This is a genomic window from Cognatundibacterium rugosum (genome assembly GCF_014284365.1).
Classification (GTDB): domain Bacteria; phylum Pseudomonadota; class Gammaproteobacteria; order Burkholderiales; family Burkholderiaceae_D; genus Undibacterium; species Undibacterium rugosum.
Map to the genome: position 1 here is coordinate 233,680 of NZ_JACOGG010000002.1, position 26,306 is coordinate 259,985.

Annotated in this window: 26 protein-coding genes; 3 read left to right on the plus strand and 23 right to left on the minus strand. The window is 55.1% G+C overall.

All coding sequences use genetic code 11. The annotated features are described in order from the left end of the window. Window positions 1-79 precede the first annotated feature (79 nt). The 12 genes from H8K47_RS02715 to H8K47_RS02770 form a co-directional block, all read right to left on the minus strand. Window positions 80-1,204: an SMP-30/gluconolactonase/LRE family protein gene (locus H8K47_RS02715; protein WP_186879888.1), complete on the minus strand. Its 1,125-nt coding sequence runs from the start codon at window positions 1,202-1,204 to the stop codon at window positions 80-82. A 42-nt stretch (window positions 1,205-1,246) separates the two neighbouring features. Next, window positions 1,247-1,750: a hypothetical protein gene (locus H8K47_RS02720; protein ID WP_186879889.1), complete on the minus strand. Its 504-nt coding sequence runs from the start codon at window positions 1,748-1,750 to the stop codon at window positions 1,247-1,249. A 93-nt stretch (window positions 1,751-1,843) separates the two neighbouring features. Then, window positions 1,844-2,251, minus strand: coding sequence for an SMU1112c/YaeR family gloxylase I-like metalloprotein (gloA2, locus tag H8K47_RS02725; protein WP_186879890.1), 408 nt, complete (start codon window positions 2,249-2,251; stop codon window positions 1,844-1,846). Between the two features lie 7 nt (window positions 2,252-2,258). Next, window positions 2,259-2,591 carry a nuclear transport factor 2 family protein gene (locus tag H8K47_RS02730; RefSeq protein WP_186879891.1) on the minus strand — a complete coding sequence of 111 codons (333 nt, stop codon included), beginning with the start codon at window positions 2,589-2,591 and terminating at the stop codon, window positions 2,259-2,261. Window position 2,592: 1 nt separating this feature from the next. Further along, entirely contained in the window at window positions 2,593-3,015 is a 423-nt protein-coding gene (locus H8K47_RS02735; protein ID WP_186879892.1) for a GNAT family N-acetyltransferase, read from the minus strand. A 24-nt stretch (window positions 3,016-3,039) separates the two neighbouring features. Continuing rightward, a complete protein-coding gene (locus tag H8K47_RS02740; protein ID WP_186879893.1) occupies window positions 3,040-3,789 on the minus strand; it encodes a hypothetical protein in 750 nt (249 codons plus the stop codon). Window positions 3,790-3,876: 87 nt separating this feature from the next. Beyond that, the gene (locus H8K47_RS02745) at window positions 3,877-5,100 is read right to left on the minus strand and encodes an ABC transporter permease (protein ID WP_230410139.1); all 1,224 of its coding nucleotides are present in this window, start codon (window positions 5,098-5,100) and stop codon (window positions 3,877-3,879) included. After that, complete coding sequence (locus H8K47_RS02750; RefSeq protein ID WP_186879894.1) at window positions 5,097-5,840, minus strand: ABC transporter ATP-binding protein; 744 nt, start codon at window positions 5,838-5,840, stop codon at window positions 5,097-5,099. Before H8K47_RS02750 ends, H8K47_RS02745 begins: the two co-directional genes overlap by 4 nt. Next, a complete protein-coding gene (locus H8K47_RS02755; RefSeq protein ID WP_186879895.1) occupies window positions 5,840-7,066 on the minus strand; it encodes an efflux RND transporter periplasmic adaptor subunit in 1,227 nt (408 codons plus the stop codon). Before H8K47_RS02755 ends, H8K47_RS02750 begins: the two co-directional genes overlap by 1 nt. 81 nt (window positions 7,067-7,147) lie before the next feature. Further along, window positions 7,148-8,692, minus strand: a complete 1,545-nt coding sequence (locus tag H8K47_RS02760; protein ID WP_186879896.1) for a hypothetical protein — start codon at window positions 8,690-8,692, stop codon at window positions 7,148-7,150. Continuing rightward, complete coding sequence (locus H8K47_RS02765; protein ID WP_186879897.1) at window positions 8,689-9,441, minus strand: ABC transporter ATP-binding protein; 753 nt, start codon at window positions 9,439-9,441, stop codon at window positions 8,689-8,691. Before H8K47_RS02765 ends, H8K47_RS02760 begins: the two co-directional genes overlap by 4 nt. A gap of 48 nt (window positions 9,442-9,489) precedes the next feature. Next, complete coding sequence (locus tag H8K47_RS02770; RefSeq protein WP_186879898.1) at window positions 9,490-9,882, minus strand: VOC family protein; 393 nt, start codon at window positions 9,880-9,882, stop codon at window positions 9,490-9,492. Window positions 9,883-10,267: 385 nt separating this feature from the next. Between H8K47_RS02770 and gshA the strand changes: the two genes are divergently transcribed. Next, a complete protein-coding gene (gshA, locus tag H8K47_RS02775) occupies window positions 10,268-11,860 on the plus strand; it encodes a glutamate--cysteine ligase (RefSeq protein WP_186879899.1) in 1,593 nt (530 codons plus the stop codon). 82 nt (window positions 11,861-11,942) lie between these two features. Here the strand turns inward: gshA and H8K47_RS02780 are convergent, their stop codons facing one another. The 8 genes from H8K47_RS02780 to H8K47_RS02815 all read right to left on the minus strand — a co-directional run bounded on the left by H8K47_RS02780 (window position 11,943) and on the right by H8K47_RS02815 (window position 20,015). After that, window positions 11,943-13,130 carry a serine hydrolase domain-containing protein gene (locus tag H8K47_RS02780; protein WP_186879900.1) on the minus strand — a complete coding sequence of 396 codons (1,188 nt, stop codon included), beginning with the start codon at window positions 13,128-13,130 and terminating at the stop codon, window positions 11,943-11,945. A 260-nt stretch (window positions 13,131-13,390) separates the two neighbouring features. Beyond that, window positions 13,391-14,188, minus strand: coding sequence for a TIGR00266 family protein (locus H8K47_RS02785; RefSeq protein WP_186879901.1), 798 nt, complete (start codon window positions 14,186-14,188; stop codon window positions 13,391-13,393). A 204-nt stretch (window positions 14,189-14,392) separates the two neighbouring features. Continuing rightward, window positions 14,393-14,947 carry a GNAT family N-acetyltransferase gene (locus tag H8K47_RS02790; protein ID WP_186879902.1) on the minus strand — a complete coding sequence of 185 codons (555 nt, stop codon included), beginning with the start codon at window positions 14,945-14,947 and terminating at the stop codon, window positions 14,393-14,395. A 60-nt stretch (window positions 14,948-15,007) separates the two neighbouring features. Continuing rightward, entirely contained in the window at window positions 15,008-15,571 is a 564-nt protein-coding gene (locus H8K47_RS02795) for a helix-turn-helix domain-containing protein (protein ID WP_186879903.1), read from the minus strand. Window positions 15,572-15,700: 129 nt separating this feature from the next. Further along, complete coding sequence (locus H8K47_RS02800) at window positions 15,701-17,062, minus strand: hypothetical protein (protein WP_186879904.1); 1,362 nt, start codon at window positions 17,060-17,062, stop codon at window positions 15,701-15,703. A gap of 1 nt (window position 17,063) precedes the next feature. Continuing rightward, window positions 17,064-17,825 (minus strand): outer membrane lipoprotein-sorting protein, encoded by a 762-nt coding sequence (locus H8K47_RS02805; protein ID WP_186879996.1) that lies wholly within the window; start codon window positions 17,823-17,825, stop codon window positions 17,064-17,066. A 55-nt stretch (window positions 17,826-17,880) separates the two neighbouring features. Further along, complete coding sequence (locus tag H8K47_RS02810; RefSeq protein WP_186879905.1) at window positions 17,881-19,323, minus strand: ABC transporter permease; 1,443 nt, start codon at window positions 19,321-19,323, stop codon at window positions 17,881-17,883. Further along, complete coding sequence (locus tag H8K47_RS02815; RefSeq protein ID WP_186879906.1) at window positions 19,320-20,015, minus strand: ABC transporter ATP-binding protein; 696 nt, start codon at window positions 20,013-20,015, stop codon at window positions 19,320-19,322. The genes H8K47_RS02810 and H8K47_RS02815 overlap by 4 nt, the downstream gene beginning before the upstream one ends. Window positions 20,016-20,363: 348 nt before the next feature. Here H8K47_RS02815 and H8K47_RS02820 point away from each other — a divergent pair, with 348 nt between their 5' ends. Beyond that, window positions 20,364-21,374: a M14 family zinc carboxypeptidase gene (locus H8K47_RS02820; protein ID WP_186879907.1), complete on the plus strand. Its 1,011-nt coding sequence runs from the start codon at window positions 20,364-20,366 to the stop codon at window positions 21,372-21,374. Between the two features lie 16 nt (window positions 21,375-21,390). Beyond that, the gene (locus tag H8K47_RS02825) at window positions 21,391-22,179 is read left to right on the plus strand and encodes an alpha/beta fold hydrolase (protein ID WP_186879908.1); all 789 of its coding nucleotides are present in this window, start codon (window positions 21,391-21,393) and stop codon (window positions 22,177-22,179) included. A 9-nt stretch (window positions 22,180-22,188) separates the two neighbouring features. On the opposite strand, the gene H8K47_RS02830 is transcribed toward H8K47_RS02825, so the two are convergent. The 3 genes from H8K47_RS02830 to H8K47_RS02840 form a co-directional block, all read right to left on the minus strand. Beyond that, the gene (locus H8K47_RS02830; RefSeq protein WP_186879909.1) at window positions 22,189-23,100 is read right to left on the minus strand and encodes a hydroxymethylglutaryl-CoA lyase; all 912 of its coding nucleotides are present in this window, start codon (window positions 23,098-23,100) and stop codon (window positions 22,189-22,191) included. Window positions 23,101-23,134: 34 nt separating this feature from the next. Further along, entirely contained in the window at window positions 23,135-23,881 is a 747-nt protein-coding gene (locus H8K47_RS02835) for a pyridoxine 5'-phosphate synthase (RefSeq protein ID WP_186879910.1), read from the minus strand. A gap of 328 nt (window positions 23,882-24,209) precedes the next feature. Continuing rightward, on the minus strand, window positions 24,210-26,204 hold the full coding sequence (locus H8K47_RS02840) for an acetyl-CoA carboxylase biotin carboxylase subunit (RefSeq protein ID WP_186879911.1): 1,995 nt from the start codon (window positions 26,202-26,204) through the stop codon (window positions 24,210-24,212). Window positions 26,205-26,306: the final 102 nt, after the last annotated feature.

Genomic DNA, 26,306 nt, shown 5'->3' on the forward strand with positions numbered 1-26,306 from the left:
ACAGGCTGACAGTACCGCCAGCAGCATGCGACAGTGCGTCAATTTGCAGTCATGAACTGCAAAAATGCAGGCATTGGAATCAGCGCAGGTTCGGCGGTTTACTCATCCAGCCTATCGAGGTCGCATGCAGGCTTTGCACATACAGGCGGTCGCGTGTTTCGAGTACGCCAGTGGTTTCGGGATAGGTGCCGCCCGGGTCTTGCAAATCCGCCACAATCTTGCCCTGCTCATCGAAGGCCAGCACATGTCCATAGGCGGGCGGTACTGGCCATAAAAAGCGTGGCAGACGCAGCGTCAGACTGCGCAACCAGGGTCTGTCCGCCATCTGGTCAATCGCTGCGCCACGCGGCTTGGCCAGACCCAGCCAGATACGGCCATGTTCACCGCGCATCAGGTTATCGGGATAGCCAGGTAAATCGCGCAGGATACGATGCGCCAGGCGCTGGTCTTTATTCGACTTCAGATGCAGCTGTTGTGCGCTCAGCGCGATTTGCCAGACGGCGTACTCACCGGTTTCAACCACAAACAAAGAGCGCTCATCCTGACTCAGCGCCACCCCATTGGCAAAACTCAGCTGATCCGCCACAACCCTTGCCTGGTTTAACTGCACATCGTATTCAATCACACGGCCGGTGGATGAATGCTCCAGGATATCGAGTACGCTGGCATGAAAAGTTCCACCCGACTGCCTGGCACCAAAACGCTGACTCGCATCAGAAAAATAGATCTTGCCGTTTTTTGCCACCACCACAGAATTCGCATACAAGACTGGCGTGCCATCCACCTGATCGCACAGCACAGTGATCTGCTTGTCCGGTGTAATCCTGAGCAAACCACGGTAGGCATCCGCCGCAATCATATTGCCCTGCGCATCAAAGGCAAAACCCAGTACACGTCCGCCGGTATTGATCCATACTTCACGCTGGGCCCCATCCTCCTGCATGCGCAGGATGGCACCGGAGGCGACTGCTGCATACAATCTGCCATCCGGACCCAACAACAAATGTTCAGGCCCCGTCTCACTGCCGATATTGAGCTGCTGTAAATGCGCGAGCTGTTCATTTCTGGCATGCGGTGGGGCATATCCGACGAAAGGAGTCGCTTGCCACGCAACCGGATTGACCGGCACCGGCGCCAGGGTCAGATAAGCAACGACCAATGCCAACAACAACAGTAAAGTCCAGACGATGCGGGATAGTTTCATTGAGTCTCCGGAAAGCGGCAGTTCAGGCTGCAGCGCTTAGTTTTAATGTAAAACCCGGCTCGCATCCAAGGTGCGCAGCCAGGTCAGTTGTAAGACGCGCGCATCATTACTGGCGCGGTGACGGGTGATCGCCAATTCATGCTCCACCTGCAGCCGGGTCGCATGCCAAAGTACGGCCTGTTGCGGCGAAATGATTTCGCGCAAATCAGCCAGCCGGAAATGCGGGGAACAGCCAGCCGCATCAAATAATCGGGCCAGCCACACATAGTCCTGCCCCCAGCCATCGCTGTACACGGTACAGCCTTCCAGTTGCTGGTTGAGCAGCGTCGCCACCAGTGCAGCGGTTTTGCCGCGCTCCAGCAGCAATTCTCTGGGTATATTGTGTATTTGTGCCGCCTGACTATCCCAATGTACCCAATCCTGCTCGGGCCGGATCAAGGTACACCAGCCTTCGCCGTGGCGCTGGGAATAGCCCAGTTCGATCGGGTAACTGCCTTTGCCAAAGCCAGATGCTTCAATATCCATCACGATAGGAACTGTCGACATGCTGACCTCCTGACATATTTGATGAAGTGAATCCCGGGTCGCTTTTCAGCCAGATCTGGCGGCATTTCTTAATTTCTTACTATGCAGGATAAATCACTTTGCTGACGCACCGCTGTCTTCATAGAGTTCCAGCGGTAAACCATCCGGGTCGGCAAAAAAACAAAAACGCCGCCCGGTATATTCGTCAACACGGATCTTCTGGCAAGCCACCTGATGCTGCTGCAAATGCGCCAGCACCCGCTCCAGATTCTGCACCCGGAATGCCAGATGGCGCAAGCCCTGCGCTTCCGGCCAGGACGGACGTGGCGGCGCATCCGGAAAAGAAAACAACTCTAACTGCGCACCATCCGGCAAAGCCAGATCCAGCTTGTAAGAATCGCGTTCTGCCCGGTAGTGCTCATCCAGTATAGGTAAACCCAGTATCTGATGGTAAAAATATCTGGAGCGCGCATAGTCGGAGCAGATCACAGCGACGTGGTGAATGCCGGATAACAAGTGCATGATCAGCCTAGTAAAACCAGACCCGGGTTATTTTTTGTCCGCTCACTTCATACACAGCCGCTGCTTCAACAATGTGTTCCGCCACACCATGTACACGCTCGTGATCGATCACCTTTTGTCCTATCACCATGCGATTGACCAGCTCAGCATGCAAATCCGGTAAGTTAAAGCGCTTATCGGCATAGTGTTGCGCCAGCGCGGCGATGCCTGTGATCACAGGCTCTGCAGCGGGTGGGCGGAATACCTCGATCTGTTCGTCATAACAGGCGACAAATGCCTGTAAGTCGCGTGCATTGTAGGCATCCAATTGCGCCTGTACGATGTGTTCTGCGGTGCTCATATTACCTCGTTATTTTTCTGGCCATGCCTATCGATGCGGGTGCGGTTGCTGCGAAGCCGAACTGTGCGTACAGCTGATGTGCCTTGCCATCGGCAATCAGACTCACGTAGCCACTGTCCGGTACGTGTTGCTCCAGCCAGGCTGTGATTTCCTGCATGATGCGTTTGCCTAAGCCCTGGCCCTGAAACGCGGGCAATACCGCAATATCCACTACCTGAAAAAAACAGCCGCCATCGCCGATCACGCGCCCCATCGCGATGGTTTGCTCAGCATCCTTGATCTGCACCGCAAACAAGCTGGCTGGCAAACCCAGGCTGGCGGCGACAGTGGATTTGGGGCTCAGCCCTGCGCTCTGACGCAAATGCTGATATACCACGATATCCGGTACATCATGGATTATTCGATAGGGAAAATCTTTAAGCATAAGGGCTCCGTCACACGCTACAAATCAGGATACAGCTTGCCTGACACGCTCAACACGGCTCAGCAAATCGCGGTTCATCTGGCGCGCATGCGCTGGCATATGACGTGCGCTCAGATCAATATCGGCGCAGAGTTGTCTGGCCTGATCAGTACGCGACTGACGCAATGCCCATTCAGCCAGTTCCACTTTCGCGTCCAGGCTACCGAATTGCTGTGCTGCGAGCTGGAATTCACGCTCTGCATCCGCCTGCCTGTCCAGCGCATCATAAATCTGTGCCAGCAATATCGCCTGACGCTCTGCGGCATAGGACGGACTGTCGGCGCGCACAGCACTGGCCAGCTCCAGTGCACGTTCCGCATGACGGCTCAATAAGTGGGCCTGGGCCGCCGCCAGCCGAATTTCAGGATCACGCGCAAACGGGCCTTGCAGACAAGCGTCAAACTGAATTGCGGCGTCCGCTACCGCACCACTGTCGAGCAAGGCATTGGCCAGCAGCATCTGATTTTGTGCGGTCGGTGTCAGCTCAAACGCACTGCGCGCCTCGCGCAATTCACGTTCAGGATCAAGGCTGCGTGCAACTGCTTTGACAGTTTTATGCACATGATGCTGAATACGGCTTTCCGGCAAATATACGGCAAAGAAATAGACCGCACTGCCAAGCAAGGGGAACATGAACATGATGACCAGCCAGTACAATTCACGCCCGGTACGTATCACATGCACAGCAAAAAAAATCACGATCAGCAAATGCAGACCAACACCAAAATAAGGCATAGACAAATTCCTGGATAGATAATGAATTCTTAGTTGTCAGCGATCCGCTCAACCTGCATAGGCGGCACATGCCGCAAGCCCGCCGCTTTATTCGTAACGCAGACAATCCACCGGCAATAAGCGGGAAGCGCGCCGGGCCGGATAAAAACCAAAGAAGATACCAACAAAGCTGGAAAAGGCACAGGCGATAATGATAGCCTGCATGCCGATTTCCACCTCTATTTTACCGGTAGAGGTGATCGCTGCCGCACCTGCACTGGCAAGTAAAACGCCGATCATTCCACCAACCAGACAAATCACCACCGCTTCCGTCAGAAACTGCAGCAAGACATCGCGCGGTTTGGCACCAATCGCCATGCGGATACCAATTTCCCGGGTACGCTCAGTCACCGACACCAGCATGATATTCATAATGCCTATGCCGCCCACCACCAGCGAAATCGCGCCGATAGCACCGAGCAAAGCCGCCAGCCCGGTTGAAATTTTTGCACCCGCCTCCGCAATCGAAGCCAGATTCTCTAAGCGGAAATCGTCTTCCTGTTCCGCCTTGATACGATGACGGTCACGCAGCATTTCCTTGATATCGGTTTCCGCATCTTTCATGGCTTTATCCGACTTACCCTGGGCAATCACATAATGCACATTGCGCGGGAAAGGGCTGCGTATCAGATTCGCCCGTGCCGCCGTGATAGGCACCAGCACTAAATCACCGATATCGCCTCCGTCAAAGGACCGGCCTTCACCCTGCAACACGCCGGTGACCTGGAAAGGAACATTGTCGATACGCAGAAACTGACCCAGCGGATCGGCTTTATAAAAAAACTGATCGGCGACTTTTTTACCGATGATCACCGTCTTGGCAGCGGCACGTATATCGGAATCGCTGAAATAACTACCGGTTTCTATCTTCCAGTTACGTACCTTGAACATTTCCGGCGTCACGCCCAGCACAGAATTGTTGGAGTTATCGCTGCCGGAAGTAATCTGGAAAAAGCCTTGCAGCGCCGCCGCTGCACCATTCAGGCTGGGCAGCTCATTGAGTGCTGCCGCGTCTTCAAAACTCAGCGAAGGTGCCGTTCCGGTACGGGCACGCACGCCCTGGGTACGGTTGGCGCCGGGCGAAATAATCAGCAAATTACTGCCCAGGATTTCCAGTTCCTTGGAAATGAATTTCTTCGCACTTTCACCGACCGCCAGCATCATCACCACCGAGGTAATACCGATGATAATCCCCAGCATGGTCAGCGCAGTGCGCAGACGGTTGGCATTCATGGAACGGAATGCCTCGATAAATACCTGTAGCACATTCATGGTTGCCCTACCGTTTCTGTATGCGACGCAGCCAGCTGGCGCAAGCCTTCAGCGGCCGGGCCATCGTACAACACACGACCATCTTTCAGCCGCACCAGACGTTTGGCATAGGCGGCGATGTCTGGCTCATGGGTTACCAGTAAGATCGTGATACCGCGTTCGCTGTTTAACTGCTGCAAAGAGCGCATGATGTCTATGCTGGTCTGGGTATCCAGATTGCCGGTCGGCTCATCAGCCAGTATCAGCGGCGGATCAGCCACCAGCGCACGCGCGATTGCCACCCTTTGCTGCTGGCCGCCCGATAACTGATTTGGCAAGCGCCGTGCAAAATCTTTCAGCCCGACGCGTTCAAGTTCACTGAGTGCTTTCTGATGCGCTTTGGCACGGCTGACCCCGGCATAAATCAAAGGCAGAGCCACGTTTTCAGCCACGCTCATGCGTTTGATCAGATTAAAACTCTGGAATACAAAGCCTATGGTACGGTTGCGTATCGTCGCCAGTTCAGCGCGCGACAGGCTCAGGGTATCGACCCCATTGAGCAAATAGGAACCGGCACTGGCCTGATCCAGACAACCGAGTATATTCATCAGCGTCGATTTGCCTGAGCCGGATTGTCCCATCACTGCCACAAAATCACCGCGTGGCACCTGCACATCAATACCGTGCAAAACCTGGGTTTCTACTCCGCCGGAAAAATAACTTTTGGTGACGCCCTGCAGCGCAATCAGAGCGGCGCTCATCAGTTAGCTCCGGCTTTATCCAGCGCGCGTGTAACTACCTGATCACCCGCTTTAAGCTCACCGGACAGTACTTCGGTGTAACGGAAATTCGACAAACCGATTTTGATGTCCACAGCCTGCGGCTGTTTTTTATCGTTGAGCTTATATACCTTAAAGCTGCGCGTCTGCTCTTTTTTGGAACGGAAAGCGATATCATCTTCCGGTTCCGGTGGCGGCAATGCCGCACCAGCACTGGCGCTAGCGCTGGCTGAAGCTTGCGCTGCCAGATTTTTTGCTTCGCGTGCCTGCTCTTCCTCACTTGGTTTATAGCGCAGGGCAGCCGTCGGTATGCGCAGCACATTTTGCCTGGCCCCCACCACCAGCCTGACCTGCGCAGTCATGCCGGGTTTGAGTAATTCATCCTTATTGTCCACATCCAGCACCACGTTATAGGTCACGACGTTTTGCTGTACATTGGCTGCCAGCCGAAACTGGCGCAGTTTGGCTTCGAATTCACGGTCTGGATAGGCGTCCACCACAAAGCGCGCTGGCAAGCCATCGCGCAGCGCGCCGACATCGGCTTCGGACACACTGGTATCGATTTGCATCTTAGTCAGATCACGCGCAATCTGGAACAGATTCGGGGTCTGAAAAGAAGCTGCCACCGTTTGTCCCATATCGATGGTACGTTTGATGATCACACCATCGATAGGTGAGCGGATCACGCTATTATTCAAATTCGCTTGCGCATTGTCGAGCTGGGCCCGTGCCACTTTGATGTTGGCTTCTGCCACTTCCAGCTCGCGGCGCGACTGATCCATCGCGATCCCTGAAATGTAATTTTGCGCCACCAGCTTTTGATTGCGTTCCAGTGTAGCCTGCGCCAGCCGCCGCGACGCCTCCGCCGAAGCTAGGCTGGCCTCGGCTTGTTTGATCTGTGCGTTGAAAATAGTCGGGTCCAGCTTCAGCAAAATCTGACCTTGCTTCACTCTGTCATTAAAATCAGCTTTGAGCTCAATCACGGTACCCGACACCTGAGAACCCACATTAATCAGGGCGACCGGATTGAGTGTGCCGCTGGCGGTCACCGTCTGGCTCAGATTACCTTTTTCGACGGCTGCAGTTTTAAATCTGGGCGCCTCTTCCTTGGGTTTGCTGTCTTGCTTATGCAATACAAACGCTGCAGTTCCGGCCACAACAGCCAGCACAGCCACGATCAACAACCGCTTTTTGGTAAACACTCGCATACTTTGACCTAATTTTCTGATTAAGAACTGCGCTACAGTGACCTGGCATGACACACCATGCCAGCCTGTGACAACATCAGCTCAGCTTCGTTCAATCTTTAACAACCAGGCGACACCCAGTGCCACTATTCCTGTCAGCACTCCGATCCAGCCCCAGCTGCCGGCGGCCAGAAATCCTAACACCATCCCGCCCCAGGAAAAACAACTGAGCGTTTCTATGATGCCGACACTTAACTGAGTCTGACCACGACGGTTCAACTGATTCCGGTTACCGGGTCGCGAAAGCCACAAATGGATGCAGGCTACTGACAACATACCGGCACCGCAGCCGAGTAAAGTGATCAAACCGGCCTGCCACTGACGCAGGCTGAGCCATACGATCAGCGGCAACACCAGCAAGGCGACCGGCAGGCAGGCTGCAAGCAACTTGGCAGTTTGCACATGACGCGCGGTGACTGGCGCTGAACGCAGCAAATCCGGTGCATCTTCGGCCGCGACAATGACCCAGATCAGTGAACCCGTCAGTGAACAGGTCAGAAAAGTCATGGTGGCCGCCATACCGGGTAACAGGATGCCATTTTTCAGGAGCAAAAACACCGCTGGCAACAGATACAATAATTGCAGCGCGATCTGGGACAGCAACTGCGGATCACGCAGTAACAAACGCCATTCTTTATGCATCACGTTGCGGTATAAGCCCTGACGGAAGTGCAGCCCGGCGCTGACCGCCGACATTGGCCGGACGCGGGCGGGTGCTGTCACCGATTGCTGTACACCGTGGATGAAAAAGCGGCAGGTGTAGCGACTGGTCAGCCAGAACAGCGCCAGCGCCACTGCACTGATGATCAACGCCGGCAGCCAAGCACCAAACAAGGCGCGTGCCGGTAACCAGACCAGGCTGTGCTGATCGAACAGACCACCCTCCTGTATCCAGGGTTTGCAATAGGCGATCACGCGCTGTTTGCTCTCATCCGGAAACTGATTAAATAGCTGAAAACCGAGAAAAACCACGGCACCTGACAAGGCACCCAGCAAATGGGCCACCGTCTTGGTACGGCGTGCACCCAGCCATTTCACCAGCGACAGCGTCAATACCATCGCCAGACAAGAGGCGAGTACTGCCAACGCCAGAATCGACGGGTAAATCCCTAGCCAGCGCCACTGGCCGATGAACAGACCGACATGCGCAAACGGCGATAAAAACAGCAGAAACAAAAAAGCCACGCCCAACACGATACCGGCCAGCCTGACGGTAAAGATGCTTTGTGCAGGCATCGGTGAACTCAGCAGCAAATCCAGGTCGCCGCGTTCAAACAGCGCTTTCACACTGCGGTTCAATGCCATAGACAACATCATGCTGAACAGCACCGCCAGCGCCACACCGGTCGCCATCACCAGCATGGGGTCAGGCTGATCATGCAGTGCAGGCAGACCACGCAAGACCACCCAGGCAAACGCATGCACCACCGCCAGTACCAACAGGCTCAGTAACTTGCCGCTCAGTGGCATGCCTCGCTTAGGCTTAGTCCCGGACTTATCGTCGCCCATATCGAAAAAGAACATGCGCCATTCATGCCGGAACAACCACAGGCTGCTGCCCGGCTGACTCTGCCAGCGCGCACTCATGCCTGTAGCTCCGGACTGACGGAGGCTGTCAATTGCAAGAACACATCCTCGAGCGTGCCACTGCCATTGTGGGTACGTGCACGCAGCTCATCCAGCGTGCCTTCAGCAATCAGTCTGCCATGTTGAATAATACCTATACGTTCCGCCAGCCTTTCCGCCACATCCAGAATATGGGTAGTCAGGATCACCGTGCCGCCCTGTGCCACATGGCGCAGTAACACATCCTTGACCTGACGTGCTGCTGCCGCATCGAGTCCGGTTAAAGGTTCATCCAGAATGATCAGTTCGGGTTCATGAATCAGCGCGCCTGCCAGTGCCAGCTTTTGTTTCATGCCTTTAGAAAAACCTTCGATCAGCTCATCGGCGTGCTGCGTCAGATCCAGCCAGCTCAGCAACTGCTGCGCGCGACTTTGCGCCTGCGCGGCCGACATACCCCACAAACCCGCTACAAACTCCAGGTATTCAAAGGGCTTGAGCTTGTTGTATAACATTGCCTCATCTGGCAGATAAGCCAGCTTTTGCTTGGCAGCGGCAGGATCGGCACTCAGTTCCTGGCCCAAAATATGAATGCTGCCGCTGTCGGGCGCCAGCAAGCCTGCGACCATGCGCAGCGTCGTGCTCTTACCTGCGCCATTCGGCCCCAGCAAAGCGTATAACTCACCGCGTCTGACTTGCAAATTGATATGATCGACCGCCGGGCGGCCAAAGTTTTTCACCAAATCTTTTAATTCCAGCGCGATGTCTGACATGCTTCATTCCTTTTTGTATTTTTCTTAGCAAACTGAGGCAAAACCTGCTCAGGCCTGAATGGCGGTGCAGAGTTCCACCATCACCCCGTCCGGGCAACGCAGATAAGACACGGTCTGGCCCCAGGGTTTCTCTTGCGGTGCTGCGAGTTCAATGGCACCTGCCTGTAAGGCATGGGTATGGGCCGCGGCCACATCCTGCGTGACTAAGGCGATTTCAAATCCCAGCGGTTGTGGCGAGCTGTGGGCTGCGACATGACCGCCTTTGATATTCATGTCCCCCATCGCGTGCGCCGCAAAAGCCAGCGCCGTCGCTCCCGTCTCCAGTTCACCGTACATGCCGGACTCATGCAAAAAGCGTGTCTGCAAGCCAAAGGCCTGTTCAAAGAAGCGCAGTGAAGCCGCTACATCCGGCACATAAATGATGGTGTAAGCAAATTGCATGGCATACCTTTATAACGTAACAAACGACAGCCGCACTACCAGGCAGCTTGCAGGATGGAGCATATTACCAAAAAAATAAGTTCAAACCCGTGCCGCAGCACTGGTTTGCTGCAAAAAAGCAGGCGCTGACAACAGGCTTTGCGCTGGCTGCCGATGCGAAATTCAAATTTCGGCTATGCTTGCTCAAAAATGGCAGATGGACAAGGGTAAGCCCTGGCGTCATCGTCCTGACATCGCCACATGAGATAAATGCCTGGCAGACACGATACCGCAGCATGATGGCCTGATGCCGTAGTCGCGGTCAGTCTGCTGAGGTGCAGAAATACAAGCTTGCATGCTGCCACCACTTGGGCAGCTCAGCAGCTAATCAAAAAAAGGGGAGCCTGTGAGCCAACTGTTACAACATCGCCTGGAATTACTTGGACAATCTGCCCATAGGCCCTTGCTGAGCCAGGGCCTGCGCGGTATAGAGCGTGAAACCCTGCGCGTGGGTCAGGACGGGCAATTATCACGCCGCGGGCATCCGCAGCAACTGGGCTCCACCCTGACTCATCCGCAAATCACTACCGATTATGCCGAAGCACTGATGGAATTCATCACTCCGGCTGAAACCGATATCGCGACCGCGCTGGAAAAACTGGATCAGATACATCGTTTTGTGCACGCAGAACTGGGTGATGAAATCTTGTGGAGCCAATCCATGCCTGGCGTACTGCCCGATGAAAAAGACATCGATATCGCCTGGTATGGTCAGTCTCACATAGGCATGATCAAACACGTGTACCGGCGCGGTCTGGCACTGCGTTATGGCAAATCCATGCAATGTATCGCCGGTATCCATTACAACTATTCTTTGTCGGAACAACTCTGGCAGCTACTGGCCCAGGCGGAGCACACCCGTGGCGACGCGATGCATATCCAGTCGGAACACTATGTCGCGCTGATACGTAACTTCCACCGCTACAGCTGGCTGCTGATGTATCTGTTCGGTGCCTCACCGGCACTGGCAACCGGCTTCCTGCGTGGCCGCGCCCATCAGCTGGAAAGCTTGTCGGAAGACACGCTGTATCTGCCGTATGCGACCAGCCTGCGCATGAGCGATCTGGGTTATCAGAATAATGCCCAGGATGGTCTGGTACCACCGTATAACAACCTGCTCGATTACATGCGCAGCCTGTCGATGGCAGTGCGCAAGCCCTATGCGCCGTATGCCGCGCTAGGCACCCGTCGAGATGGGGAATGGGTACAGATCAACACCAATGTACTGCAAATAGAAAACGAGTTTTATGCCACCATACGGCCTAAACGTGTGATCCGTACCGGTGAGCGTCCTATCGAAGCGCTGTGCGCGCGCGGTGTGCAGTATGTGGAAGTACGCTGCATGGACGTCAATCCCTTTGACCCCTTAGGCATCAATCTGGAAACAGCACACTTCCTGGATGCCTTCCTGCTGTTCTGCGCCCTGAATGACAGCCCGCTCACCAATGAAGCGGAAGGCGAAGAAAACACCGCTAATTTTGCCGCCACCGTGAAAGAAGGCCGTCGTCCGGGTCTGCAATTGCAGCGTCAGGGGCAGTCCATCCGCTTGCAAGACTGGGGCAAGGAATTGCTCGCTCAAATCGCGCCGGTTGCCACCCTGCTGGATCAGCAAAGCGGTGGTAAGGCCCATCAGGACAGCCTGCAGCAACAACTGGCACGCTTAGACAATCCGGATCTGACGCCATCGGCTCAGGTATTGCGCGCCATCGCAGCGGAAGGCAATTCTTTCCCACGCTTTGCATTGAAACAAAGCCAGCAACTCGCAGCGGATTTTCGCGCACGCCCACCGAGTGCAGCAGAACGTGCTTACTTCAGCAATCTGGCGCAGGCATCGATTGCTGAGCAGACGCAGATGGAACAACAGCAAACCGGCAGCTTTGATGAGTTCATCGAAGATTACCGTTCACGGACTTCGTCGCAGCTCTGCTGCGAGAATTGAGTGTAGTACCACAGCTCAGCCTAAGCCGCAGATAAACCCCAACAGTCAGACATCCCTTTTGGGGCGCAGACTGGCTGCTGATTTACTTGTCTGATGCCTGCAAAGGCTGCGCCTGACTGACGGCATTTGCCTGTGCTTTTGTCTGTGCTTTTGTCTGTACAATCAAGTCCTCAATGTCCTCAGCCAGCGGAAATTTCAGCTCATAATTCGATAGCAGAATCACGACATAACCTGCATCCTGATACATATCAAAATTCGCCCGTGCACCGGTAAAATGCCCGCTATGCCCGACTACCCGCCCCGCATCACCGCTATGCAATTGGAAACCATAACCATAGTCATACTTCGACATGGTCATATTCCCTGGTGTATGGTTGTGCCATAAGACTTGCAGACTCTCTGTTTTAATCAGGCTGCCGTTTTTCAGCGCTTCGGAAAAGCGCAGTAAATCATGCAGCGTAGAATAGCCACAACCGAATGCACTGCCTCTGAGCAGACCTTCAAAACTGCTTTCCTGTCTGCGTCCCGAGTTTTTTTGGATGTCCATATAACCCATTGCCAGATTGTCGACCGGGTCATCCAGCGCATAGCTGTCAGAATTTTGCATGCCTGCTGGCTGGTAAATGTGCTGACGCACATAGGAAAAATAATTATCGCCACTCAGTTTTTCTATGATGGCACCGAGCAGCAGATAACCGGTATTGCTATACGAATAGCGGGTTCCGGGCTGGAAGGACGGCGTCAACCCTTCCAGCAGCGGCTTCATGTCCACCAATTCTTTATACATGGCGCGTGAGCTGTGACGCGCTTTGGCCCGGCTCAGAAATTCAGGTAAGCCGCTGGTATGGTTGAGCAACTGACTAACCGTAATACGTTTGCTGACGGCCACAGGCAACCAGCTCGCATCGAGGAATTTATCCAGCGTATCATCGTAGGAAAGGCGTCCCGCTTGCACCAGCTGCGCGATCGCCACCGCTGTGAACATCTTACCGACTGAGGCGATATTGAATTTTGTATCCAGCTTATTCGGCACATGGTAGCGCTGGCTGGCTTCACCGCACACCGATTCAAATAAAACCTGGCCATGTTTTGCAATCAGCACTGCACCGGAAAATTCATCAGCCTTACATTTCTTTTGCAGTAAAGCGCCGACCTCTTGCCTCAATTGCTGATCGGCTGCGCTATATGTGACCGTGTCTGCCGCTTGTGCTATACCAACAGTTAAGCTGGCCAGTCCTGAAAAAACCAAACAAGAGATGTGTTTGAACATCGTTGCCCTGCTCCATAGGTGATTACCGTTTTTGAGTACCGTTTTTGAGAGAGAAATTCCGCGCCTAAGCTCGCACATCATAGGATACGGGGATGTTAAAAGAAACCATCATCTGGCAAGAGCCATTCAGCCTGACATGTCCATACACCAGTCTGCTACGCATCAGGCATCCTGTATGCAGCGTGCTTTGCCCCAAAAAAAATCCCGGCAGAGGGAGTGCCGGGACAGAAGGGAGAATTGCAGTATGCGTTACGCAAAAATCAGCGATCATTTTCAAACAGGTTACCGAATCCGCCTAATACCGAACCCTGTTCACCGCCTTTGCCACCACCCATCTGCGAGGCAGCGACGATACGGTTCGCAAGGCGTGATAAAGGCAGCGATTGCAGCCAGACTTTACCGGGGCCGCGCAACGTGGCAAAGAACAGACCCTCACCACCAAACAGCGCGGTTTTGACACCACCGACAAACTGAATATCAAAATCCACATCGGGCGTGAACGCTACCACACAGCCGGTATCGACACGCAAGGTCTGACCTGGCTGCAAAGTCTTTTCTATCATCGCACCACCGGCATGGATAAAAGCCAGGCCATCGCCTTCCAGTTTTTGCAGCACAAAACCTTCACCACCAAAAAAGCCTGCACCCAGACGCTTCTGAAAACCTATACCCAACGAGACACCCTTAGCCGCGCACAGGAAAGCATCTTTCTGACACAAGAGCGTGCCGCCTAACTGACCCAGATGCATAGGCAGGATCTTGCCCGGATACGCGGCACCAAAGGCAACGCGGCGCTTGGACATGCCGTCCTGATTAGTGAACACGGTGGTGAACATGGATTCACCCGTGACCAGACGCTTACCGGCGCCCATCAGTTTGCCGAATATGCCTCTTTGCGATGCCGAACCATCACCGAAGATGGTTTCCATCTGTATGCCATCTTCCATGTAAAACATGGCACCGGCTTCACCGACTGCAGCTTCCTGCGGATCGAGTTCGATTTCCACGAACTGCATATCGTCGCCATAAATCTGGTAGTCCACTACATCCATCGTCATGCTAATCGTCCTTTCTGAGCAGTTACGGTGCAGAGCAAGCCTATCTCCTCTGCCACCCGGCCACACCCTGTTATCTGCGCGGTATGTGCAAACCAGCAGGGCGGCTACATCGCTGCGCATTGTAGGCAAAAGCAACCGTATTCAGACACGGTAATCGACGCTGAAATTTACCGGAAGCAAACACGGTACGGTCACTGCATCGTTTCAGACCGCGAGCAATTTATAAAACAAAGTCGTGCTGCATAAGCGGCCATCCGGCTTCAGCGCAAAATCCGGAATCTGTCCGGCCTGCGTCCAGCCAGCGCGCGCATACAGGCGCTCTGCATCACCACCGGTTTCGGTATCGAGCACAATACACGTCTTGCCCAGTTCGCGTGCCCGTTGTTCCGCTGCGCTCAGCAAGGCTGCCGCGATGCCCTGACGACGCGCGCGGCGGTGTACCAGCATCTTGGCCAAATCGGCCCGATGCGGCTGATTGTCAGGCATCGCCGTGACCAGCTGCACCGTGCCCAACACACGCTCATGCGTGTGCACACCATCACGAGCTTCGGCCCCTTCCAACGCAACCAGCAAATGCCGCTCACCCGCCGCCAGCCCTTGCACCACAGCTTGCCAGAATGCCTGCGCACGCTGCAAACTCAGGCCCGCCATAAAGCTGACCGAAGCCCCGCCCGCTACGCAATCACATAAGATTTCACTCAATTCCGCGCTATACGCCTGCGCCTGCTGCGCGTCCCAACTGCAAATTCTGTAGTCCATCCTTTTTCTCCTTTGCTTTATTTGTTTTGAAACGCAATGCGAGGCAGCGCTGCGTATATCTCATGGCTTAATCAGTGCAACCAGATAATGCGCAACGCCCTGGCCCGGGTTGTGATAAGTGATGGCTTCCTTGAGTGACATCGCCAGACAGTCACCAGCATGCAGCAGATAACTGAGCGCACCCACCTGTATGCGCATCTGACCGGATATCAGCCAGACCTGCTGCGCGATATCGAGTTCCTGATGCAGATTTTCATAGTGAACCGTCTGCCCCGCAGGGAATTGAATTTCAACCAGATGCAAAGGCGACAGACCAGGCGGGGATAACTGACGACGGGTATAACCCGACTCGGGATCGGTCCATATAATTTGCTGAGCAGCTAACTGCATTGGAGATGGCGGTGAAGTCAGCGCAGGTTCTGCTTCAAACAAAGATCCCAGCGTCACACCTAATGCTAGGGACAGCTTATCCAGAACCACGGCAGTCGGGCTGGTCGCTGCGCGCTCAATCAGCGAAATCGTAGAACGGCTGACCCCGCTGCGTTGCGCAAGACCATCCAAAGACCAGCCATGCGCGTCACGCAACGCGCTGATTCGATGAGCAATGAGTTGATTAATATCCATGACTTCTAATATATAAGAATATTTATCTACTATATTAGATTTCACATCAGCGACACAATCAAATTGACGTGTATTTGCAATTCAGTATAAAAAAACCACGTGCTTAGTGCCTGAATCTGATACACAAGCTTAAAAATACTGCCTGAGCAGCACACGCCAGCCGGATTCGGTATTGATCGCGCCATATTGACTCAAGGCGCTGCCGCTGTTTTTTTGCCATTGCAGGGCGACGTCCAGTTTGCCCTGGTGATAGCGTGCTTCCAGCCACAGGCGTTTGCTGGCGTCTTGCTGGTCGCGGTTCAGCATGGCGCTGAGGTCGAGGTGTGAAATAAGTGCGTCCTGCCAGCTCGCATACAAAAACAATTGCTGCCGGGTCGGGCTTTGCTGTGCCAGTTGCGCGGCATTGCGATACGCGGCGTACAGCGGTAAAGGCCCGCGTTGCAGCCTGTCCCAGCCTTCCTGATCGACAGCACGTCCATTGATATGCAGCTCAGCAGTCAGAGTGAGTTTATTCTGCGTGGTATAGCTGACACCGGCGGCCCATTGATTATGCCAGGCAGTTTGCCCGCCTTGCTGTGCAGTGAACGGCCGCAAGGCCGTGTTTTGCACGACCTGATCCAGCAGTGCGCTGCTGTGACCGCCAGCCCATTCCAGATAGGTCACGGTCGCATCATTGACCAGACCGGAAATCGTGGCGCCAAACTGCGCAGGCTGATGACGCTGCTGCATGATCAGGAATTGCGGCGAGAAGTCGGCGACTTTCTGACTCAGCACCAGCAAATAGCGGTCACTGTGATTGGTCGCCCCCACATCCGGATTCCAGCCCGCCTGCACGCCGACATCGGCCAGGCGCGGTGCTGCAATCAGCGTGGCGGAGCCGCCATCCCATAATTGCTGGGCGCGTAGCATGATGCTGCCCTGGCGGTTTTCTTTCAGACTGGCCGGATCAATCGAAACCAGTGAGCGCACAGCACCATCCTTGAAAAAATCAACCGGGTTATAGCCATAGGCCACGCCATTGCGCACATTGATGCGTCCCACATCAAACAGCTGGCTGTCTTGCGGCTTCCAGCTCAGATAGGCTTCTTTGAGCGTATTGACCGCATGTTCGCCTTGGCTGTTAGCGGGCCAGCTCAGATCCAGCCGGTCAGCCAGCAACAAGCGCCATTGTTGATGCAGGCTCAGATCCCATTGCAGGTCAAACGAAAGCCGCTGCTCCTGCTGCTCACGGGTCTGGCCACTGCTCTGGCGCAGTCGCTGCGCGCCGGCTCCCGCCTCAGCATAGAAACGCCAGGCACGGTGTGCTTCCGGCGCCTTGACCATGGTATCAGCCAGCTTGAGCGCATCCAGATCAGGATCTTCCACTGGCGCAGTTTGTGCCAGCGTCAGACCTGAGCTACACAGCAAAGCAGCCAGCAGAGCCAGACGCAGCGCGCTGCTTGGATGTGTCAGCCTGGTGTGGCGGGCTGAACGCAACTGTAAGGCTGGCATCTTATTCCGGCTTAAAGCGTGGCAGATAATCGCGTTGCAGCCAGGTCTCAGGCACTTCGCGTTTTACCCAGTCGCTGTAACGCATGATGGTGACCCAGTCCGGTTCCAGACCATCGATGATCACCGTTTCAGTCGGCCGCTCGGCGCCGAACACCGCCTGATAACGGCGGTAATACGCGGTCTTCAGCAGCTTGCCGCTTTCGGAATAAAAGCGCGACTTAATCGGACGCATACTGGACTGGTCTACCCACATCACGATGCGGTGGTAGCTCGCACTGTCATTAGCTGCGTTCAGCTCCAGTTTGATACTGCGACGGTTCTGGCGTTCACCATCCTGGGTGTCTTCTTCACTGGCACTGACCGCCTGATAATCCTTGGCAAAGTTCACCGTCACCACATCCCCGTTCGATGCCTGTCCCAGCAAGCGCTGTTGCGGTGACAGCCGGATACTGGCTTTGCTGGACGGGTCAAAGAACCACATGTCCTTGCCATTAAACAGGATCAGCTTATTCGCATCGCGTGCCGGTGCCAGGTAGCGCACCAGGCTGCGGAACTGGCCACCTTTAGGATCGGCTTTAGAGTAAATCGCCAACGTGCTCGCATCGGTCTCTTTGCCTTTGCGGTATTCGACCAGGGTATTGGTCAGACCGAAAGGAAAATCAGGATTGCGTATCGCATCGCTGGCCGCCAGAATTTCCTGCGGCGTCGCCGCCATTGCCAGCTGACTGCAGACACTCAGACCAGCCAGCAAGGCCAACGCCATGAAACGGCGGGCTTGGGCCGCTGACAAAACAGAGAATATAGCCATCAGGTTTTCCTTACACATGACGTAAAGCGTCGACAATTTCAAATTTTGCTGCACGGTTCGCCGGCCACCAGGCAGACAGCGTGGTGACGATAATCATGCTCAGCATACTACCGGTCAGCAGTGGCAAATCCTGCCCCACCCGCACCAGGATCAGATAGGCATAGGAATAGCCGGGCGGCGTCCAGGTCCAGCCGCTGTGGTTGATCAGGTAAGCCACCGCCAGCGCGCACAATGCGCCCAAGATGGCACCGATCACACCGAGCACCAGTGCCTCGCATAAGAACAGGTGGCGAATACCGGAGCGGCGCAGGCCGATAGCGCGCAGAGTGCCGATTTCAGCCGTGCGTTCCACCACTGCCGTACTCATGGTATTCCCTATCGTGAATAGGACGATCACACCGATCAGCATCGCGATAAAACTGAACATGGAATCCATGAATTGATTGGTCTGTCCATAGGTAGGATTCAGAGCTTCAAAATCGAGTACATCCAGCGTCTGATCAGGAAATTTTTCTTTAAGCAGCGCGGCAATGCGCGCTCTGGCCTGCGGGATTTGCTGAGTCAGTTCCAGCTGCACCATCAGCGCAGTGACTTCGGGTTCACGCTTGCCATAGATCAGGCGCTGCGCCTGCTGCAAATGCATCGCCATATAAATATCATCGAGTGCCTTGATCCCCATATTATTAGCCTTGATCGCCTGCAGACTCGCGACATTCGGCGCACCGCCCGAAGTGGCGGCCAGCATTTCAATACGGTTTTCTGTGACGACTGGCTGACTGTCTTTCTCCAGCGCCGAGAGGGCTGAAATATCGTCCGGTAAGCTGCTACCTGCGCTCTCGTTAGTACTCTCATTTGCGTTCTCGTTCCCACCTTGTTTCGGGACGACTTTTGCTTCTTCCTTACGCTGGTCGCGGCAATGGCTGTCCTGCAGCAGACTGCAGAGCTTGAGCTTGCGCGCCACGCCCTGCCCGACCACCACCGCATCAATGCTCTGTCCTTCCAGCGGCATCGGCAAGGCGTAACTTTTCACACCGTACTGATTCCAGCGCAGCATGGCATTGCGCTCTTCCGGCACGATGCCGACTGCCATCACCGAGCGTGAAATACCGGCTGCGAAATTCCCGGCGATACCGCCCAGTTGCAGCGTCGGTGTGACCACCCTGAGCATAGGACGCAACTCAGGATCATCGCGTAAAGCCTGGATCATCTGTCGATAGTCGCGTATGCCATACGCGCTGGGATTATCACTGCCATCTAAAAAATAGCCGCTGCGCTGAATTTGCAAATGGCCGGTGTATTGCACAAAGCCGGTCAGCGAACCATACATGATATTCGAGCGATAACCGCCAAACAGCAGGATCGCGGTCAGGCCCACCACCATGGTCAGCACCGTGGTCAGCGAGCGGCGGCGATTACGCAATAAATTGCGGATAGCCAGCATCAGGGTATTCATGTCTGTACCTCCTTCTGTGCGCTACCAACGATTTTGCCATCGCGGATAAACACCACCTCATCGGCCTCAGCCTGAATCTGCGGATCATGGGATGAGAACACAAATGACACCTGACGTTCGCGCTGCATACGGCGCATCAGCGCAATCACTTCCGCACCGGTCTGGCTGTCGAGATTGGCGGTAGGCTCATCGGCCAGCACCAGCTCAGGCTGTATCGCCAGTGCGCGCGCGATCGCAACGCGCTGCCGCTGTCCACCCGATAACTGGCCCGGCAAATTATCGCGCCGGTTACTGAGGCCGACGTCGTCCAGCAAAGCCAGCACGCGCTTCTTACGCTCTGCCGCAGGCACATTCGCGAGTATCAATGGGTACTCGATATTTTCATAGGCGCTGAGCACAGGCAGCAAGTTGAAATTCTGAAAAATGAAGCCGATATGACGCGCACGAAAATCCGACAAATCATCGTCCTTCATTGTCTGCACTTCCAGACCCGCAACCAGGATCTGTCCGCTGTCCGGGCGATCCAGACAACCAATCAGATTCAGCAAGGTGGTTTTTCCGCTGCCCGAAGGACCGGACAACACGGTAAAGCGATCCGGTGCTATATCGAGCGTAATATCACTCAGCGCTGGCACATCCACCGCGTCCATGTGATAAATCTTAGCAACCTCTTTCAAACGTACAGGAACCATAGATTTTTCTCCAAAAAAGCAAACCTGTGCCAGCTGTCGAGCTATCCAGCTACCCAGTCGCCAGCGCATCGTATACGGTTTATGCAGATGAAACTTGTACATTTCCGACATCTTGCGCAATTCTGACTCAATCTGTCCACGTCTGCTCCGGTCTGCTCCGGTCAGCGCCGGTCTGCTCTGCCAGACCCAGCACGGATACTGACAACACACCGAATGTGAGACGACAGCAGCGACAAAAAACCACAAGCCTTACAGACGCTGAAAATACTTTTATCCAGCACTGCAACTTTCTTGCTTTATCAGGCCTCGTCCTCTAGGATGGCAAGGTCTTTTTTTCCAGCCACCGCCATGCCTGCATTGCCTGAGTTAAAAGAATTGGAACGTATTATCCAGCTGGGTCAGTCTCAGCTGGATGTGGCGGTGCTATGTGATGTGGACGTACAGCATAAACGCTTTCCAGTGTACCGGCTGGCCTTGGGCAATCCGGATCCGGTCAAGCCCGCGATCGGTTTTTTCGGCGGTATCCATGGGCTGGAACGCATAGGTACCCAGGTCTTGCTGTCTTTTCTGCGTGGCTTACTAACGCGTCTGCAATGGGATAAAAGTCTGCAGCACATGCTGGACGACGTGCGGCTGGTGTTTATGCCGCTCATGAATCCGGGTGGTATGTGGCTGGCTACCCGTGCCAATCCTAACGGCGTGGATCTGATGCGCAATGCACCGGTCGAGGCACTCGATAAAGTCCCGTTTCTGCTCGGTGGCCATCGTTACAGCCGCCACCTGCCCTGGTATCGCGGGCCAGTCGGTGCACCGATGGAAATCGAGAATCAGGCGCTGGTGCGCGCGGTCCGGGAAGAATTGCTAGGTCGCCCCTTCAGTGTCGCGATAGACTGCCATTCCGGTTTCGGTCTGCGCGACCGGGTCTGGTTCCCCCATGCGCACAGCGTGCATCCGATACCGCATCTGGCTGACATCCTGGCGCTGGAAGAATTATTCCAGCAAACCCATCCGAATCACCGCTATCTGTTTGAACCACAAAGCCTGCAATATCAGACCCATGGCGATGTCTGGGATTATCTGTATCTGGAGGCGCAACAACAGCCGGAACGCAGCTTTTTACCACTGACGCTGGAAATGGGTTCCTGGTTGTGGGTCAAAAAAAATCCGCGCCAGCTGTTCTCGCGTCATGGCATGTTTAATCCCGTGGCGGAACACCGGCTGCACCGGGTACTGCGGCGACATAACGCCTGGCTGGATTTTCTGATGCGCGCCACCTGCGGCTATCAGCAATGGCTGGCCAGCGGCCCTACCCGTCTGCGTCTGCAGGAACGGGCGGTACAACGCTGGTACCGGCCATGACAGGATGGCGGGCGGTATGAGCTGGGTTTTATTACGCGGTCTGATGCGCGAACAACGCCACTGGGGCAGCTTTGTCGCCGCCCTGCAGCAAGCCTATCCCGATCAGCGCATCCTGACGCTGGACTTTGCCGGCAACGGCGTCTTGTCAGCGCAAAGCAGCGCCACCAGTGTGACGCAGATGGTAGAGCAATTGCGTACGCAGTTAAGTACACAGTGTGGACAACAGCCGTCAGGCAAAATCCGGCTGATGGCGATTTCTTTGGGGGCGATGGTGGCGGTGGCCTGGGCTGAGCGCTATCCGCATGAAATTCAGGATCTGACGCTGATCAATACCAGCCTGGCGCCGCATAGCCCGTTTTATCAACGTCTGCGGCCACGCAATTATGCGGTGCTGGTGTACACCATGTTGTGTGGCAGCGTACAGCAACGCGAACAACTGATACTGCGTCTGACCAGCCAGCGCTTTAACGGCACTGCCGCAAAAGAGGAAGCAGCGGAAATCGTGGCGCACTGGGTCAGCCTGGCACAGGCCCATCCGGTACGCCGTCGCAATGTGCTGCGCCAGCTGTATGCGGCCATGCATTACCGCGCGCCGGATCAGGCGCCAGCTGTCGCTTTACGCATCCTGGCCGGTGCCCAAGATGCGCTGGTGAATCCACAATGCTCCATCACGCTGGCACAACGCTGGAATGCCGAATTACGGCTGCATCCCGAGGCCGGACATGATCTGCCGCTGGATGATGCTGACTGGGTGATACGGCAAACGCTGGACGTGATCGCTAAGCCGAGAAGTCCAAGCGCTTAGTCCAAGCACTTAGCCCAGACGCTTAGCCGCCAGCGCATTGCCTGCGCGGCTCACCGCTTTGCGGCCCAGGTGGGCAGAAATAAACTGACCGGCATCGACCACTGCATCCAGATCGATGCCGGTGTGTATGCCCAGGCCCTGCAGCATGAATAACACATCTTCGGTAGCGACATTACCGGTAGCACCTTTGGCATAAGGGCAGCCACCGAGGCCAGCGACGCTGGAATGGAAAATCGAAACGCCAACTTCCAGACTCGCATAAATATTGGCCAGTGCCTGACCATAAGTGTCGTGGAAGTGACCGGACAAGCCAGCCAGCGGGAATTCCTGTGCCACGCTTTGCATCACATGCTGTACCTGTCTGGCAGTACCCACGCCTATGGTGTCGGCGATATCGATTTCGTCGCAACCCAGATCGCGCAAGCCACGTACCACATCCGCCACGCTGCTGACCGGTACCTCACCCTGATACGGACAACCGAAAGAGCAACTGATACTGCCACGCAGACGGATCTGATGCTGTTTCGCGGCCGCTGCGACTTCACGGAAACGTTCTATTGATTCAGCGATGGAGCAGTTGATATTTTTTTGTGCGAATGCTTCCGAAGCCGAACTGAAAATCACCACTTCATCCGCGCCAGCCGCAAGTGCCGCTTCAAAGCCCTTCATATTCGGCGTCAGTACCGAATAAATCACACCCGGCTTGCGCGTGATTGCCGCCATCACTTCGGTCGAGGTCGCCATTTGTGGTACCCATTTTGGTGACACAAAAGACGCGGCTTCGATATTGGCAAAACCGGCAGTTGTCAGGCGATTCACCAGTTCGATTTTCACTTCAGCCGGGATGCTTTCTTTTTCGTTTTGCAAACCATCACGAGGTCCGACTTCAACGATTTTGACTTGTTGCGGTAACTGCGACATTGGTGTTCCCCCTGTGTTCATCTTATGATTCGCTTTAAGCAGCGGCCTGCGCTGTCTGCACGATAGCCAGATACTGACGTGTGACGCTGTCCATGCCCTGCTCAAGGCTTTCCACGATCACGGCATGACCAATAGAGACTTCGAGTATGCCGGGAATCTGTAAAAAACGGCCCAGATTCTGCAGGTTCAGATCGTGACCCGCATTCACCCCCAGACCCGCCTGCTGCGCGCGTTTCGCCGTGTCAGCGAACTGCGCCCAGATGGCATCGTTCTCAGCACTGCCATAGGTTTCTGCATAGGGCTCGGTATATAACTCTACGCGGTCCGCCCCCAGCTGACGCGCCAGTGCCAGATCAGCGTCAGAGATGCCCGCATCCACAAACAGGCTGCTGCGTATACCTGCCACCTTTAATTGCGCGAGTACCGGTGCCAGCAGCGCCGCATCGCGCTGCATATCCCAGCCGTGGTCAGACGTCAGCTGATCCGGCGCGTCCGGCACCAGCGTGCATTGCGCGGGACGATGGCGTAACACCACATCCATGAATTCCTGCGCAGGATAACCTTCCACATTCAGTTCCGCCCCACGTTGCTGACACAGGCGACCCAGGCTGTCCACATCCGAGTAACGCGCATGACGCTGATCCTGACGCGGATGCAGCGTAATCCCGGCTACACCGAGCTCAAGAAAACGCGCAGAAAACGCATCCACGTCAGGATAATTCCTGCCGCGCGAATTGCGCAGCAAAGCAATTTTATTGATATTGATAGAGAGTAGTGTCATTTCAATTCCTATTGGCCATGCATATGGCGAACGATGGCGGGCAATCAGCGCAGGGCGTCATTGTATGCCTTTGCGTTACAACGTGTCCCGGCAACGCGATTGGAGGATGTGGAGTCAGATCAGACATGTGAAGCTTATCCAGTATATCAATGCTGCCCGCTACTCCCCTCTCCCGCGAGCGGGAGAGGGGCCGGGGGTGAGGGCGGTGGCAAAGGCGGAACAAATAGTTAGCGCAACCTTTATACAAACAGATATTTTATTCATTGCCATTTATCAAGCACCCTCATCCCTGCCCTTCTCCCGCACGCGGGAGAAGGGATGTGACATGCTACTGCGCAAACGCCAGCAATTGCGCGCCTTCGCTGACCTGATCGCCAACTGCATACAAAACTTCATCGATCACGCCGTCATGCGGTGCTGAAATCGTGTGTTCCATTTTCATGGCTTCCATGATCAGCAAAGCATCGCCTTTTTTCACTTCCTGTTGCGACTTGACCAGTACTGCCACGATCTTGCCCGGCATCGGTGCGGTCAGGCGGCCGCCTTCGGCTTCTGTCTCACCCGCATGGGCCAGCGCATCCTGATACTGCAGTACGCTGTGCTGACCCTGGCTGAATACATGGAAGAATTCACCATCACGCACCACGGTGGCACGCACAGTTTGCTCGCCCAGCGCCAGCACGATGTCATTGCCACTGGCTTGCACCAGCCGCACTTCCACTTCCTGCTGCGCGCTGCGTATGCGCCAGCCCTGCGCCAGATAGGTGACGCTGACACTGTGCGCCTGCTGTTCTTCCGTCCATTCCAGATTGCGCCGTAACTGACTGTTCATACGCCAGCCATGGCTGCTCTGCCACGGATCGCTGCCACTGCTTTGTTCTGAACGCAGCAAGGCCACAGCGGCGCAGGCCAGCGTGCCCAGCGTAGCGGGCTGCAAAGCTGGGAATAAGCTGGCCTGATTGCGCTCGATCAGACCGGTATCCAGATCCGCACCCGAGAATGCCTGCCCCGTCACCAGGCGCGATAAAAAGCCAATATTCGAATGCAGGCCAACGATCTGATATTGCGCCAATGCCTGCGCCATCCGCGCCAGCGCTTCCTGACGGTCTTTACCCCATACGATCATTTTCGCGATCATAGGATCATAGAAAGGCGAGATGGTATCGCCTTCGCGCACACCGCTGTCGATACGGAAAGCCGCGGGTTCGGCAGCGCCGCCCAGCGTGAAACTGACCGCCTCCGGTGTGCGCAGATGACGCAAAGTACCGATGGAAGGCAGGAAGCCTTTTTCCGGATTTTCTGCATACACACGCGCCTCGATGGCATGGCCATGTATCTGTAATTCAGATTGCTGCAACGGCAGTTTTTCACCGGCTGCGACACGCAGCTGCCATTCCACCAGATCGGTACCGGTAATCATTTCTGTGACCGGATGTTCGACCTGCAGACGGGTATTCATTTCCATGAAGTAGAAAGAGCCATCCTGATTGGCGATAAACTCAACCGTACCCGCACCGACATAGCCGACCGCTTTGGCTGCGGCCACTGCGGCCTCGCCCATCGCCGCACGGCGTTCCGCAGTCATGCCCGGTGCCGGCGCTTCTTCCAATACTTTCTGATGGCGGCGCTGTACCGAGCAATCACGCTCAAACAGATACACGCAATTGCCATGGGTATCAGCGAACACCTGAATTTCGATATGACGCGGACGCTGCAAATATTTTTCTGCGAGTACCTTGTCGTCGCCAAAGGAATTGATCGCTTCGCGTTTGCAGGATGCCAGACCGTCTTTGAAATCCTTGCTGCTTTCAATCACGCGCATGCCCTTGCCACCACCACCGGCACTGGCTTTCAGCAAGACCGGATAACCGATGCGGTCCGCCTCAGCCTGCAAAAAATCAGGGTCCTGATTGTCGCCGTGATAGCCGGGTACCAGCGGTACATGGGCTTTTTCCATCAGCGATTTCGCTGCCGACTTACTGCCCATGGCTTCAATCGCAGAAGCTGGCGGGCCAATGAATGCAATGTCATGACGGGCACAGGCTTCGGCGAACTCACTGTTCTCAGATAGAAAACCATAACCAGGATGAATCGCCTGGGCACCGGTCGCCAACGCCACCTCTATAATTTTGTCAGCGCGCAGATAGCTTTCCTTGGCCGCTGCCGGACCGATCAGCACCGCTTCATCACAGACCGCCACGTGCCGGGCATTGGCGTCCGCTTCCGAATACACAGCAACGGTTTTGATACCCATACGGCGTGCAGTCGCAGCGACACGGCAGGCGATTTCGCCACGGTTGGCGATCAGGATTTTGGTGAACATGGTCTCTATCTTTCTTATTAAGTCATTTAAAATCGTTCAACTCAGATCTCAACAACAGGCTGCGCTATTCAATTTTTGCCAGGCTGCTGCAGTGTCTCCGGA